The following is a 14868-nucleotide window of genomic DNA, read 5'->3' on the forward strand; positions in this document are numbered from 1 at the left end:
TTTATTCATTAAAATTTTTATAAAAAATTGATGGATAATGTTTTAAATTTTTTATCCCTGTAAAATAAAACATGTGCTTTAAAAAACTTTTGGGGTACTTGAGTTTATACCGCATATAAACAAACGGTCCGGCCAGTATCAGGAACCAGAAAAAACCTTTAAAAATAGATGCAATCATAAAACTGATTATGCAGACCGCCAGATCGTCAGGCTCAAACCACAAAACCTGCAAAGGCGCTGATAAATATTGGGGAATGCGTGGGAATTTGGTTTCCAATATAATTTTTCCTTTCTTTTCCTGTTAACCGCCTGGCAAAAGATTTCGGCAACAGGAAAAGAAAAAGATTGCTCTTTCAGCCAGGATTTGTTTGGCGTCCTGCATGTTTTAGCAAGACGCCGGGAGAATATTATTTGAAAAAAAGTTAAAAAATTGCTCCAAGGGTTTGTGTCATGGTATCGGCAGTCATTATTAATGCGCCACCTAAAATACAGGGGATCGCCAAGCTAATTTTCTGCTGAATAGCCATTGCGCCGCCAAACACCATAGCTCCAACGCCGGCTGTAAAACCTATGGGACCATTCAGGAGCTGATTTACTGCTACATCGTAGACATCAAAAGCAAAAGAACCTGCGGCCGGTACCGGTATAAACGCAGCAGCTGTCCCTGCTATCAGGAGCGTTGCGCCGGCAGCAACGATACCCAGGCCAAACTTGCGTGATTTATCGGGGTCACTGAAAATTTTTGATAGTTTGGTTTTTAATTTAATTATTTTCTCCTTTATCTGTTGGATCATATTTTTTTCTCCTTTATTTGATGATTGAGACTTACGTTTGGTGCCACAATTTATCCCGGCATTGAAATATCGGGATAAATTGTGGCAGGAACTTAATTTTTCAAGTTATAGGCATCCCCCCTTTCTTTTGATAGAAACAACCGCCTTGCGGCTTAGTTTTGATTGAGGCGCTTCAATTTCTCCCTGGCCGATGACCGTTGTGACCTGAACGCCTTGATTGATCAGATACTTTTCAACGGCCATGGCACGTTTCAAAGAAAGCTGCCTGTTATGGGCTGTTGATCCGGGCGGACTGGCATAGCCGTCAATCCGGATCGGCTGCCGGTTAAGCTTTTTGATAAATTTGTTAAGCTTCACCGTCTCTTTTTGCTGAATTGCGTATGAATCAAAATCAAAATAGATGGTCAATGTTTCCGATTTTTGTTTTTTTGTTGAGACGGCTTCCTGTTTAACAACAGGTTTGTTTTTTATTTTTTCCTGCAAGGCTGCTTTAATTTTCCCCTTGAGGATTTTTGATGAAAATACCGACCTGCCTGCTTTATCAGTTTTTAAAAGGGGCACTGATCCGGCAGACAGGTCGGTAATGACGAACATCCCTGTCGGGATGGCATCAGCCGGTTTATAGTTTTGTGTAATATTTGCCGCTCTTATCCGGGCCGGCTTGCCGCCGGTGTTAAGGACAAGACGGACAGCAGGGGATGGTGTTTTTGTTGTCGGCGGCGCAGAAGCGCAGGCTGATAAAAAAATCAGCAGAGCCGCAGAAAATATCAATTCAGTTTTCAAGGATTGCTTCCTCCATTTTCCGGGCGGCATGATCGGCCATGCTCAATATTTTGGCCTGCTTCAGCCTGGGTGAATTTTTATAGGTTTTGATCGTCTGCATGGCCGTTTTTTTAAAAGGTAGGTTCTTGAGAAAATGCTCGGCCACTATTGCGCTTTTAGAAGGCAAATCGACCGGCATATCCTGGCCGGGCAGTTTGCCTAAATTATGGGCCAAGGAGACGATCAGCATTTCTCCGGCGAGCAATTCATGATCTTTGATTTTGTCCTTAATGGCATCCAGTACCTTTCCGGCAACATTCAGAGTATGTTCCACCAGGGTGATCTCTGAAAACTTTAAGTCCGTGGTTTCGGTCGGATCATTTTCTGCAACCGAAGGATAATTTCCTGCTTTATCCAGGAGGGTCATAATTTTCAGGATAGATTCAAGCGCATCCCCCAGATTGTTTTTATATGGCTGAATATAAATTTTATAAAATTTTTTTAGCTTGGGATTAGCCCATAAGTCAGCCACGGTATTTTCAGAGTCCTCTTGGGCGGTTTTAGCTTTTTTTTGATCTGCATTCGTCCAGAGGCTCGAAAGTTGATTCAGGCTGATCTCTGTTTTTTTGTGTTTGCGTTTTAGATATCGAATAAAATTTATGATCATAAAAAAAATTCTCGCTTAAAAAAAGTTTCCCTCTACCTTATATAATAGAAGGGCCGTCAAATTTTATGGTCTGCCTTCAGGCCGTAAAATCGAAAAGTTTTTGGTTTGTGGGATATGAAGTTTCATCTCGGATGTTTTGTGTCTTTTTTTTGCGAATTAGATTTGACACAAAATCAACGCCATGTCATTATGGTGTCGTAAAATATATATTATATTGTGGCACCAAATCAACGAGGTGGAGGAGATTATGTTTGTTGGAAGAGTAGAAGAGCTGAAACAGCTTTTAGATTTATTTGATTTAAAAAAAGCATCTCTTGTTGTATGCCGGGGGCGTAGGAGAATAGGTAAAAGCACACTTATTCAGCAATTTGGAAAAAATGCTTCAGCCTTTCTTGAATTTCAGGGATTACCGCCAAGAGAAGGTATTACAAACGCAGATCAACTGAACGTTTTTAGTGAGCAATTGGCCGTACAGTCGTCAATTCCAAAATTAAATCTGGAATCATGGTATCAGGCTTTTTCGCTTTTAAACAGTGTCATAAAAAATCAAAAAACGGTGGTTCTTCTTGATGAAATATCCTGGATGGGTGGAAAGGATAAAGATTTTGCAGGTCAGTTAAAAATTTTGTGGGACACTGAGCTTAAAAAAAAATCGAAACTTATACTTGTCCTATGCGGTTCCGTTACATCATGGATAGACAAAAACATCCTGAATAGTACAGGCTTTATGGGTAGAGTGTCTCTTGAAATCACACTGAAAGAATTGGGACTTTATCATTGCAATATGTTTTGGGGAAATAAATCCGGACGCATAAATGCAAAAGAAAAGTTGAAAATACTTGCTGTAACCGGAGGTGTTCCCCGATATCTTGAAGAAATTAATCCAAAATTATCAGCAGAAGAAAATATTAAAAGAATGTGTTTCAGTAAAGAAGGAATTCTTTTTTCCGAGTTTGACAGGATATTTAATGACATTTTTTTAAGGCGGGCCAGGGCTTATAAAAAGATTGCGTCAGTGCTTGCAAAAGGGCGTAGAACATTAAGTGAAATAACGAATGAATTGAAAAAAGAACGGAACGGACATATCGGTAGGTATATTGACGACATGACTGTGTCGGGCTTTATTTCAAAAGAAATTGTATATAAACCGGGGCAGAACAGAAAAAGCAGGCTGTGCAGGTTCAGGCTTAGAGATAATTACCTGAGATTTTATCTTAAATATATTGAGCCTATCAGTGATAACATCCGGGAAGGGACATTTAAGGATGTTGCACTGGAAAATATGATTGATTGGGAAATCATCATGGGTTTTCAATTTGAAAATCTTATTATGAATAACGTTAGACCTATTTGTGAGCTTTTAGATATTAATCTGTCCAGTATAAAAACAGCCGGGTATTATTTTCAAAAAAAAACAAAACGACAGAAGGCCTGTCAAATAGATTTGCTGATTCAGACAAAATATACATTATATGTCTGCGAAATAAAATTTCGGAAAACCATACCGAAATCAGTAATGAATGATGTAAAAGAAAAGATAGATAAATTAAAAGTACCAAAAAGTACATCAGTAAGACCTGTCTTAATATATAGTGGAGAATTGGAACAAAGAATTTTAAAAGAAGACTATTTTGATCGAACGATATGTTTTGAAGATGTTCTTTCAAAAAGGTGATTTGAAACGACAAGAGAACCAAAAAAAACGGCCGCTCTATTTCCTATAGCGCTCAGATAAATTGATACGGTTATGCTCACATAAATTGATACGGTTATGCTCACATAAACTGATACGACAATTTACAGTTCATACGTATGAACTGCTCAATTCATATGTGTATGAACCGTAAATATTCCTCATGATTTCAGCATGTTTTCTTTTTAACTGCTTTCAATAAACTGCTTGGAAAGAAAAAAGTGATCAATTCCTCCAATTTATGCTGTCGCAATTTAACTGAGCAAACCTGTATCAATTTATCTGAGCGCTATAGATTTTCAGACCGTCAATCAAATCCGGCAATTTTCAGCATATTCAAAGGTTTTCCCTAATCCTAACTTTGGGATAAAAGTTAGGATTGATGAAAAACCGGCATTCTTAATTATTTTACCACGTTAATTGAGGCCAACATTCATAGGGGTTGGGCCAAAACATCCAATTTTCAAATTGAGGTGGATGGTTCCTGTTGCAGCACAACGCACGAATCGTTGCCTTAGCTCTATCCTGTGCAGGCATCGGGCGGTGAGAAGTCAGGAGCTGATTTTTTTAAAGCTTCCTGAATTTCTTTCCAGTCACATCCCTTAGGGATTTTTTCTAATGTTTTTGCATCTATTAATTCACCAAAAAGATGGGCATTCATTGTTTCTTGACGCTTTTTTGATACCTTGCACTGAAAAGCGTCATACGTTCCTTCGAAAACAACCGGCTTAATGATAATCTTAGGGAATTCTTCATCTGATATTGATTTATCTTTCTTTTCCTTCTTAAATTTTTCCGCTAATTTCTGCCAATAGCTCTCAATTCTATCAACCCGACCAATCTGCTGTTCTACTACCCCGGGATTCCATTCGGAATGAAACTGGATAATGGTGCGGCAGGCTTTATGTAAATTCAATCCCTCACGACCAACCTGGCTTTGAGCGATAAGCACCCGCGGAAAAAATTTTTGGTCATTAAACTGTGTTTGAAGCATACGTCTTGTTTCCATTTTCACATCACCGTCAAGCAATCGTGCAAAAAAACTGAGACGTTCAGAAATATTTTTTGTTTCATTACAGACCAGTTCCTTTAAATTTTTCTCGTCTATATTTTCAGCAAAACGATTTAATTGTTTAAAACGGTCAATTTGATTTTCATTGCCATTAAAATAAGCAGGCTTATTCCATTCTGTTTTTGCCTGCAATTTTTTATCCTCTTCACTTTCAACATCAAAATAAGCTTCAAGATATTCAACCCAGATATTCAATGCCCTGGTTTTTATTTCGTCTGAATTTTGGCTTTCTTCTGTAACACCCTGACAAATTAGATCATTTGCCAGGCGATTTCGTAATAATTTTTTAACGTCAGATTTTATTTTCTCAATAGTGGCAGCCCCAGGCAAAGACTTTACAAAATCATCATCAAAAGTAAATCTATTACGGATTGACTTATAGGTTTTACCTCCTTTCGTAATAGCTTGTTTCAAATCCTCTTTTTTAGAAAAGACCCTTTTTATTGCTATGTCTGTTTTTAATGTTAACCTGTTATATTCGTTCCAAATACTATCCAAATTTGTTAAACATGCCTTGACTGCTGGAATTGGAGGTTCTTTTTTAGTTATCTTACGATCAAAAAAACGCAAAACTGATCGGCGATTAAGGACATCCCAAAGGGCTCGTAAGGGTTTCTTGAATGTTCCAAAAATTAACACTTTTTCTCCGGTCAAAGTGCCGTTGTTTCCCCATACAATCCTTTCAATTTCATCAGCCACGATTTGGACACGAGGATGGCCGGATAAAGCGTTTTCTGATTTTTTTAAAATTTTTCGCCAATATTGAACTCTGCGAAGTTTCCCACAATTAGATTTTAAATAAAAACCTGTTTTTACATCACTACATTTTGTTATATATTGTTTTATAGCTTTATCAATTTTATCATCATCATCATCGTCTATGTTTGATTCATCAATTTGCCCTGCCGCATACCGGCTGTCAGCAACTTTCAGCTTTCTCAACAAACTTTTTAGTTCCTTATCTTCCTTGTCTTCCGTCTTAATTCCCTTTGCTGCCTTTCCTATAGCTTCCAGAGCGAAGATTGAAGGCTTCCAGCTATTATTAATATTACTGAATTGTATTTCTATGGATTCCGGTTTGCGGTGCGGATGAGTAGCATATTCTTGTGTTTTATTTAACCCCATTAAATCTATCATTTCTTTATCTTTAATGCGACGTCTGCGGGTTACGAATGGCTTAAGCGCGTTGGTAAAACAATTACTTAAAGATATAAGGGTCTTAACTTTTTTCCGATTGTTTGGGTACTTGATAACTTCTTGACGGCTATTGGCAAATTTTTTAATTTCATCTTCTGGATATTTATCGCTCTCGCCAATTCGTTCAAATAATTTTTCCCACTGTTCCGGTTGCAGCTCCATTGGAGTTGCAGTCATTGCAATTCGCTTACTATTGCTTTTAAGATCAATAATCTTGGTAATAATGGTTTCAAGCCTGCTATTATTACCTCGACTTTTATGGGCTTCGTCTATAACAAGCAGGTCAATCGGGCCAAGAAGTTCCTTGAGCATTGTCATACCATTATCGCTATGAAACCATTCTTTAAAATATTCTTTAACATCTTTAGCTTCAAGGGCTGTTTTCGGAATATTACTAAACAAGCGCCAGCGATTATTTTTTCTTAGATATTTAGCAGCGTTATTCATCATTGCAAACCAAATATAATTGCAACTGTTTTTAGTATCACAATTGCTGCAATCAGCGCCAATACATTCATCATCTCCTTCGTAATGTTTTTTTACCAATTGCCAATAACTATTATTATGATGTACCCCTTTATCATCGTATTGAAGCGCCTTTACAAGAATCGGCAAAAGATATCGCCATGACTGGGAATTATTAGCCAAATGCGGTGGGCCAAAATTATGCGACAACAATAACCATTTCCCTTTATTCTTGGAAAGTGGAAATGCTAACTCTGCGGTTTCAAAAATGCTGTTATAGGAACGTAAAAGGACAGAAGAATTATCAGATTTATTTTTCAGGATATCAGGATTGGTTTTTTTCAGGTTATTAATAAAATCATCCCATTCTTTTTTCCATTGATAAAAAAGGCCGGGCGGCACAACCGTTGCTACAGTGCCGCCATTTTGAATAACAGACAGGATAGCCGCCATAACAACACGCGTTTTGCCCATTCCTACTTCATCAGCAACGAGAACTCCTTTCCGATTATCCTGGTCGAGCTGTTCTTCTATCCATCGGATAGAGTTTTCCTGGCCGAATTTCCAAAAGGTTTTCTCAGGATCAACTGTTTTGATATCCGCTAACTTATTCATTGTCTCAAATGCTTTTTTCCAGTTCATGCATAAATCCTTCCTTATAAAGCTTTGTAAGTATTGATGCCCCAATCCTTAATAATATCCTTTATCACTTTTTGATATTCTTCAGTTGCGTGTTCAGGCGCAAACCCATTCGTCCCGATTAATGGCTTCATAAAATTGATACCAAGACCTTCCATTTGTTTTTTTTTCTCAGTTACCATTCCATCAATCAAAGTCCGGCGCAAATGAGCTATCCAGTCAGGGAGTTGTCCTTTTGTGATTTGTTGGTTCTGTTCACTTAGAGTCTCAATAAGCGTTGTAGCAAAATGTAATGGATAATTATCAAGTTCATCCCGTAATTCAGAAAAAGTTTCTTTTACGCCCGATGCAGGAAAAGAGTCTTCTGGTTTACCCCCTTCCAAAGTACCGTTATTATTTTCATTATTATATGCGGTCGCGGGAAAGCTGATCAAAGCGTCAATAAGTTCTTGCCCAGATTTAAGCTGGATAAGCGGGGAACAGAAGGTGCCATCTTCTTTAAAAACAGGAATAATCCATTCGAAATATTTACCTTCCTTTGTCGCGCTTAGTTTTACCCCGGAACTAAAGTCAAAAGTTTCATTAATTTTCAATTCGTTATTGTCCAACTGAATACTTTGGTCATACAGGGTCACATCCTTCCAGTCAGATCCCACCCATCTCCATGCTAATTTGCCGGTTTCTTTATCTTTATCCCATCTCAAGGTACAAGAGTCTATAGGTGGAGGCACCTGTATTTCAGCATTGGATTGTTCATTTTCTTCGCTTCCTATTTCATCAGGCATATTTTCCAGAACTTTCTCCGGATCAATTCCAAAATATGCGCATAGCGTGTTTTTATCAGTGTTTTCCGTTTCAAATACTACTCCGGTCTCAATATTTCCATAAGTTCCGGGACCCAAAGCAAAACCTTGTTTGCTTAAATTACCGGACCCTATATATAACAGTCCACTCGTCACGAAATAATTTTTATTGTGATTTCCGATAAAAATATATTTTGCGTGAAATGGATATGGTGTTTTATCAAAATCAGGATGCTTCGGGTGCGAAAATTTCCAACCCTCTTTATGTGAGTGATTTCCCTTAATCCATTGTCCTGCAGCGCCGCTGGTTTCCGGATTGACAAGAAGCCATTTTTTCGGATTTTTGGTGAGGATTTTATTTTTAATAAAATGAGTAACTAATTTTTCAAGAACTTCCGGTTCTTTTTCTGTTTTATTAACAGCAGGGTCTGATTCTTCAAAGAATCCAGATCCGCAAATAATAAAATTACGTTTTGTTTTACTGTCACAAAATTTTTTAATAACCTGAGCTCCCATGGAATTTGTTTCAAATAAAGTGGCAACTTTATGTGCATTACTATTAAGCAAATTAGAGATAAAACGAGGTCTATACCCCCTTTGTGGTGGTTTAACAGTTTTGGATATCTGATTTAAAAAATTATCAATTTTTTTCTTCACAGGATTATCTATTTGATAATAGCCATTATTGTCGTTTCCTGTACCCAGCAAGGTATTCCAGAAAGTAACAGCTTCGGCCATATCTTTAGCATTTTGTTTTTGATTTTCATTTATGCTTGTGTCAAAATCACAATACCAGACCAGATTAATACTGTTATTAACAGCTTCTCTTGTCCAATTTCCGGTTGATACTATAAGCCGGTAATAGTCGGGAACACCTTCTCTGGATTCTCCGAACCCGAGTAATGCTACTTTTGCATGCATCAATTTGATTTTTGACCAATTTTTTTTCTCTTTTGGGAAAGGATTATAAAGCCAGGGCAATGCCTGGATTGGCTTATTATGTGCGTCCTGAAAAAGCGCGATAAAACCGCTGAATCGTTCTAATACGCAATCCATAAATGCTTGTTCAGCCGAAAGACCACATACCAACCCCATAACACCTTTAAGGTTCTTCTTTGGCGGAGAAAAAATATTAAGCAATGATTCTCTATAGTTGTCGTGATCAGTCAATTGCAATCCCTCCATAATTCAAAAAGTTGATGGATTTTTCTTTCGGTTGAAAATTCCTCAGGATTATCTTGGGTAGTAGAATCTTCATTGTTTATTTTAATTTCTTTATGACGACCAAACAGATGACCTTTTATAATATTGTCGTTTGAAAGCGTAAGAATATTTCCATCTCGTGCTATAATATTTTTTAATAATTTTGCGTTGTCCTTTTCTTGTATTAAATTCGTAAACGCATCAGCATCAGTATGCTTTTCACCTTTTGTATTTTGATATGCTTTTATTTTGGTACATAATTCTTTCAATTTGTTGTTTAATTCATCATTACCGGCAAGCTTTGATTTAGAACCAATCAGCTCTGCACATTTATGAATAATTCTTCGCCCGCATTCTATCATTTCATCAAACGCTAATGCTGTTTCAATATCATTTACATAATCTTTGTGTTCATTGAGTTTCTTTTTAATGACACTTAATTCAGGCATATTTACTTTATAGCGGCTAAATGTGTTTATTAAAAATTGCCGCCGCTGTGGATTCCCCAGTTTGCCGGCAGAGTCTGCCATAAGGCAATTGCGGATAATTTCCTTTTCTTTATTAAGCGCGTCTGTTTTATTAAGCCGCTGGATGATATTTCCTGTTTTGGGAAAGGATTTGCCTTTTCCGATCCAATTTTCGAGAGTGTTTTTTAAGCTATTACTGCCATTTTTTTGATTGAGAAATGTTTCAGACAATGCATTTCCAGCCTCTGTCAGTTCCATCGAATTAAAACGCATACCTGTTGTTAATCCCAACCCAGCCAAGGCACGGACAGTAGACATCCGATATGTTACTTGCACGTAATGCTGTTCGCTGGAAAGGTCTTTGAAGCTCCATATGTTCTTGCCATCATCTTTGCTAAATGCCAGTTTCCCCTTTCCATTATATTCCTCTTTTTTGTGTTTCCATTCCAGTTTACAAGCAAGGGCTTCAATACTGTTTGCGATTTTGGCAGAATTGTATTTTTTTTTGTTTTCAGATAAAGTAAGACCAGCCACAGCCCATGAAAATTGTCGAACGAACTGAGTCCCGCCAATTCCCGGAACAATCAATTCACGATAGTAGCGAACCGCTTTATTAAGTCCAAGGTGTAATAAAGCACGCTGTGATGGAAACTCTTCCGGTTTAGGGATAAACCATGTATTCATATTGGAACCTCCAATTTATTTCTTATCCTTTTCCCACTGCCACAACAGATATAGCAATACCCATGCCACTATTTATGACTCATCAGCCCGTTCATCCGGTCTGACAGCTTGTCACCAATAACCGCCCTTTCTCTGACATCCTAAAATCCAACAACCTTCCTGCCGGATTGCAGATTCTTGATATGAGTTTCTTCTTCGAGTGCATCAAGAAATTGAATGTGGCTCAGTCTCTTTTTTGGATAAAATGCAAGCCGGTCGCGCACGGTTTTGAAATCTCCGGGGGCCAGATTTTCGATCCGCCTGATCTGTTTTTCTATTGCTGGCTCAGGCGAGCTTTTAAGCAGCGGCTGTAGGAATTTATTGTAAAAGATTATATTCCCGTCCTGGGTCAGATATTTAAACTCAATTTTGCAGTTAAAGCGCCGGATTGATGCCTGATCCAAATCTTCAAGCTGATTAGTGGTGCAGATCAGGATGCCACGGAATCTTTCCATGCAGGTCAGAAATTCATTGGTCTGACTTGCTTCCCAGGAACGGACAGCCCGTTTGCGGCTGAAAAGGAGGGAATCGGCTTCATCAATAATCAGGATTGCATCTTCGGCCTCGGCCTCTTCAAAGGCCAGGCGGATGTTTTTTTCCGATTCGCCGACATATTTATCAAGAATATCGCTGAATCTTTTGCAGATAACCTCACGGTCAAGCCGCTTTCCGATATAACGGGCCAGTTCACTTTTCCCGACGCCCGGAGGTCCGTAAAAAAGCAGGTTTATATTGCTGATATTTTCTCCACCTGTGCTTCGCAGGTGTTGATCGAATGCTTCAAGCCGAAGCATAAGGGAATCAGGGTCATCTGAAATATTAAGGCCCTCCAGGGAATAACTTTTTTCAATCCGTTCATTGTTGACCGGAGGCTGCCCGTCATTAAGCAGGCTCTGGTAGGCCTCCAAGCCAAGCCTGACGGCCTTGTGAAATTCATTTTTCGGGCCGTATGCTGTTTCCCCGGCTTTTTTTACAGCAAGGTCAATTACCCCGGCATTGACATTGTACTTTTGGGCATAAGCATTTATTTCTTCGGCATTGAAAAAACGTTTGCACTTGTTGTTTTTTATAATATTGCCCCAGAGCTGTACACGCTGGCGTTTGTTAAAGGGCTTGAAATGCAGGCTGAAAGCAAACCTCCGCAGCACGGATTTATCAATACCGTCGATGCTGTTTGTTATCCAGATTAAACGCAGCCCAGGCTGTTCCAGGAGTTCGTTCAACCAGCCCTTGTCCTGGGTTTCACCCCGTGAGAACCATGCATTATAAGTGTTCAAAAGATTATCTGCTTCATCAACAATAATCAGCGAGCCTTCCCCGGAATTGGTCATATTGATGCAGGCCATAATGGAGGAACGTCTTGATTCCGCTTTATTGTTATCTTTCCTGGCGATTTCGTAGGCCGGAATATCTAGCTCCTGCGCTAATCGTTTGGCAAAGCTTGTTTTTCCGGTGCCGGGAGCTCCATATAAAAGCAGGTGGGTCGATGATTTCGGTTTTTGATTCATGATATTGAGGATATGTTTCATTTTGGCATCCTCAATCATAAAATGATTTAAAGGAACAGGCGCGCGTGATACTGATGAATAAAAATTTTCTCTAAGGGGCCGCTGATTCGGATTTTGGAGAAAACAGATAAAATCATCATTAAGATTTATGCTGTATTTGTCGGTTTCAAGTATTCCGGATTTGTTTAACTGCCCGTTTAAGACGCTATTTAAAATGGATCGATCCAGGTTGAGAATATTGTTCAAATATTTTTTGCCGGCAAACTTGATGCAGTTTAAGTGAGAATCAAAAAAGGCTTCCGGCGCTTCATAATTTTCGATGGCAAAAAGGAATATGCAAAGTTCGATATCGGCCTTGTTCAGCTTGAACATTTCCTGTAATTTACAGATATTTTTTTCGATTTCGGATTCTCCCCTGTATTTTAAATCCTTATTTCTTTGATTGATCAAAGCACAGATAAAATCTTTGAATTTCCGGAGCCCGGCCACAGAGAGTCTTTTCAGCATTTCCATGGCAACCCTGGCGTAATCGTCATGGTCTCCCGCTGTTTCGGCAAGCTCTTCAAGATATTCGGCATGCCGCTGGTCATCAAAAAAATCGATCAGGAAATCTCCCATAGCTTCCATTTTCGGGCCAGCTATCCAGCAGATTATTGCCATTGTCTCCAGATTAAGTATGAAATAACGCTTCAGGTGGCGTTTGAGGTATGTCAGGCACCTTCGAATTATAAAACAGTCGGTTTTATCGTAATCCGGATTAATCCCGATGATTGCCAAATTGATGCTTCCGCTGCCACCCAGCCATTGTTTTTGTAAAGAGTTTCTATTCATTTTTTGCCCTCCTTTTTTTATTGTTTAAAACTATTATAACATGCTACCATTCCATATAGCGGAACGGCTTTGCAGTTTTTTTAAAGGGTATAATATGCTGAAAAAACAAAAAGTTGAACGAGATCAGGCTGGCAGGGCGATCAAACTTTTTGCAAAACTCCTGTTTGCCGGCCGGCCGCATTCACTGACCGAACTGGCAAAAACGCTGGACTGCTCGAAACAGACTATCCTGAGGCTGGTCGATGTTATTGAAAGTTCATACAGCGTCTATGTTGAGCTGTCTAAAAAGGGAACCCGAAATTATTATCAGATAAAGAAAAACCAGCGGCTGCCGACCCTGAATTTGACGGAGAGTGAGCTCCGGACCCTGTTTATGTGCTCTGTCTTTTCCAGGCATTTGCTGGGAAATGATTTTTTTGGCGAGGCAACTCGGGCGCTGGAAAAAAGCATTGCTCAATTGCCGCTGCAAAAAGAATTTTCAGCGGAGCTTTATGGTGTCTTTGCTCCCGGAAGCATTGATTATACGCCCTACCAGAAGACGATGCGGCTCCTTGCTACGGCTATGGAGACCCAAAAAGTATGCAAGCTGACCTATAAAAATTTAGTGGAGGCCGATTCAAAAACATTTTACATAAAACCGCTAAAAATTTTTTCAAGCAGGGATACGGTTTATCTCCATGCTCAAATGGCAAAGGCTCCCGGGAAAAAATATATAGAACCTGAATTTGACCCGCTCCTTGCGATTCACAGGATCAAGAAAATCGAAGTTACGGATCGTGTTTTTGAATTTCCTGGAGACTATAATTTTGAAAAAGTATTTAACCGGAATTTCGGGATAATCAAGAAAGAAATCTTTAAGGTGACGGTTGAATTTTCAGGATCAGCCGGGGCCTATGTTTCAGAACGGATATGGAGTCCTGACCAGAAAATTGTCAGAAAAAGAAACGGCATCCTTCAACTGACATTCAGTGCATCATCAGAGCCTGAAACAATCGCCTGGATTCTCTCTTTTGGGAAAAGCGCTGAATTGATTAAGCCCCGCAAGCTTGTGGAAAAAATTAAAATAGAGCTTAACAGGATGGTTGACTTATATTTTAAAAACAAGTGAAATTATCTGATCACGTCTCAAAAAGAGTCACTGCTATTTACGGAATTAAACGGCTATTGGGGAAAGCACACAACCATTCACTGGTGCGGACGTAAAAAGCTGCACCAGTTTTTTCCTTAGCCGTTAATCAGTATCAACACAGGAATATACAATGTATAGTTGTTTTTTTGATAATTATGATTCATCGAAAAAATATTCACATTCACAAATTCAGGAAATAATTGAATCCAGAAGAAACGTTCTGTGTTTTTATGCGAAAAAAATCGGAAAGAAACGATGTGCATTAGGCTTAAATTTTGATGAATATGATCAGAGCGATGGTGCCGTACCTTTGCATATATTATTGGATGATGACGTGCGGGCATTATCTCTTACACAAGGTAAAAAAATCCTGAAGACTTTCAAAAAATCTCAAGTTGGGAAAGATGTAATCGTTATTTATGCTGCACAAAATTGCAAAGGATGGTTTAAAATGAGATTCGAATTAGGGCCCAATTAAAACATAGCTGCGTTTTGACGCAATAAAAATTCCTAAAAGCAGAATAGCGCTGGGACAAAACGCTCACTGAATCGGAAAGTCCTTCATTACATCGGGTCATCTTGCATAAAGGTACGAAACGCAACATAGGAATTAGGGTACCACGGACATTTATGCGTAAACCTGAATCTTCCACATAGCCCTTTTTTATAGTTATAACCAATTGAAAACAAACTATTTTACTATTTTATTTGTGTAGTGACAACTGGTTTTTATTTTTTCCAATGCAAAGATTTTCCAAAGCTTTTTTTGAACAGCAATCCTTTCAGTAATTTTACGTTCCGCATCTGTAGAACTATAAACCCTTATAACTTCCTGGATATCTGTTAATTCATCTTTCAGGACAGTTGTACTCTTTTTTATATCCTTTCTGTTCGGTCATCCATTGCAGATATACT

The 14868-nt window shown here is 38.7% G+C and carries 11 protein-coding genes and 1 pseudogene; 3 read left to right on the forward strand and 9 right to left on the reverse strand.

Features of this window, described 5'->3' with window-relative positions; genetic code table 11:
• Window position 1: 1 nt before the first annotated feature.
• The 4 genes from traL to BuS5_RS19810 all read right to left on the reverse strand — a co-directional run bounded on the left by traL (window position 2) and on the right by BuS5_RS19810 (window position 2223).
• Window positions 2-277 carry a type IV conjugative transfer system protein TraL gene (gene traL, locus BuS5_RS19795; RefSeq protein WP_035266967.1) on the reverse strand — a complete coding sequence of 92 codons (276 nt, stop codon included), beginning with the start codon at window positions 275-277 and terminating at the stop codon, window positions 2-4.
• A 145-nt stretch (window positions 278-422) separates the two neighbouring features.
• Window positions 423-794 carry a hypothetical protein gene (locus tag BuS5_RS19800; RefSeq protein ID WP_274428025.1) on the reverse strand — a complete coding sequence of 124 codons (372 nt, stop codon included), beginning with the start codon at window positions 792-794 and terminating at the stop codon, window positions 423-425.
• Between the two features lie 105 nt (window positions 795-899).
• Window positions 900-1577: an OmpA family protein gene (locus BuS5_RS19805; protein ID WP_274428196.1), complete on the reverse strand. Its 678-nt coding sequence runs from the start codon at window positions 1575-1577 to the stop codon at window positions 900-902.
• On the reverse strand, window positions 1567-2223 hold the full coding sequence (locus tag BuS5_RS19810; RefSeq protein ID WP_274428197.1) for a hypothetical protein: 657 nt from the start codon (window positions 2221-2223) through the stop codon (window positions 1567-1569). Before BuS5_RS19810 ends, BuS5_RS19805 begins: the two co-directional genes overlap by 11 nt.
• Window positions 2224-2470: 247 nt before the next feature.
• Between BuS5_RS19810 and BuS5_RS19815 the strand changes: the two genes are divergently transcribed.
• Window positions 2471-3898 (forward strand): AAA family ATPase, encoded by a 1428-nt coding sequence (locus BuS5_RS19815; protein ID WP_035266020.1) that lies wholly within the window; start codon window positions 2471-2473, stop codon window positions 3896-3898.
• A 538-nt stretch (window positions 3899-4436) separates the two neighbouring features.
• Here the strand turns inward: BuS5_RS19815 and BuS5_RS19820 are convergent.
• The 5 genes and pseudogenes from BuS5_RS19820 to BuS5_RS19835 all read right to left on the reverse strand — a co-directional run bounded on the left by BuS5_RS19820 (window position 4437) and on the right by BuS5_RS19835 (window position 12824).
• The gene (locus tag BuS5_RS19820) at window positions 4437-6800 is read right to left on the reverse strand and encodes a helicase-related protein (RefSeq protein WP_232223102.1); all 2364 of its coding nucleotides are present in this window, start codon (window positions 6798-6800) and stop codon (window positions 4437-4439) included.
• A gap of 117 nt (window positions 6801-6917) precedes the next feature.
• Window positions 6918-7292 (reverse strand): annotated as a pseudogene (locus BuS5_RS20615) (DEAD/DEAH box helicase family protein); the annotation flags it as partial.
• 14 nt (window positions 7293-7306) lie between these two features.
• Window positions 7307-9262 carry a hypothetical protein gene (locus BuS5_RS19825; protein WP_027354655.1) on the reverse strand — a complete coding sequence of 652 codons (1956 nt, stop codon included), beginning with the start codon at window positions 9260-9262 and terminating at the stop codon, window positions 7307-7309.
• Window positions 9259-10446, reverse strand: a complete 1188-nt coding sequence (locus BuS5_RS19830) for a hypothetical protein (RefSeq protein ID WP_027354654.1) — start codon at window positions 10444-10446, stop codon at window positions 9259-9261. Before BuS5_RS19830 ends, BuS5_RS19825 begins: the two co-directional genes overlap by 4 nt.
• Window positions 10447-10586: 140 nt before the next feature.
• Window positions 10587-12824, reverse strand: coding sequence for an AAA family ATPase (locus BuS5_RS19835; protein ID WP_027354653.1), 2238 nt, complete (start codon window positions 12822-12824; stop codon window positions 10587-10589).
• A gap of 94 nt (window positions 12825-12918) precedes the next feature.
• Here BuS5_RS19835 and BuS5_RS19840 point away from each other — a divergent pair, with 94 nt between their 5' ends.
• Window positions 12919-13932, forward strand: a complete 1014-nt coding sequence (locus tag BuS5_RS19840) for a helix-turn-helix transcriptional regulator (protein WP_027354652.1) — start codon at window positions 12919-12921, stop codon at window positions 13930-13932.
• Between the two features lie 151 nt (window positions 13933-14083).
• The gene (locus BuS5_RS19845; protein ID WP_027354651.1) at window positions 14084-14431 is read left to right on the forward strand and encodes a hypothetical protein; all 348 of its coding nucleotides are present in this window, start codon (window positions 14084-14086) and stop codon (window positions 14429-14431) included.
• The last annotated feature ends 437 nt before the right edge of the window (window positions 14432-14868 follow it).

This window comes from Desulfosarcina sp. BuS5, assembly GCF_028752835.1.
Lineage (GTDB): Bacteria > Desulfobacterota > Desulfobacteria > Desulfobacterales > BuS5 > BuS5.

Coding starts and splice junctions, on each gene's coding strand:
- BuS5_RS19840 (WP_027354652.1), top strand. CDS start 12,919: ATGCTGAAAAAACAAAAAGTTGAACGAGATCAGGCTGGCAGGGCGATC.
- BuS5_RS19800 (WP_274428025.1), bottom strand. CDS start 794: ATGATCCAACAGATAAAGGAGAAAATAATTAAATTAAAAACCAAACTA.
- BuS5_RS19810 (WP_274428197.1), bottom strand. CDS start 2,223: ATGATCATAAATTTTATTCGATATCTAAAACGCAAACACAAAAAAACA.
- BuS5_RS19815 (WP_035266020.1), top strand. CDS start 2,471: ATGTTTGTTGGAAGAGTAGAAGAGCTGAAACAGCTTTTAGATTTATTT.
- BuS5_RS19830 (WP_027354654.1), bottom strand. CDS start 10,446: ATGAATACATGGTTTATCCCTAAACCGGAAGAGTTTCCATCACAGCGT.
- BuS5_RS19835 (WP_027354653.1), bottom strand. CDS start 12,824: ATGAATAGAAACTCTTTACAAAAACAATGGCTGGGTGGCAGCGGAAGC.
- BuS5_RS19845 (WP_027354651.1), top strand. CDS start 14,084: ATGTATAGTTGTTTTTTTGATAATTATGATTCATCGAAAAAATATTCA.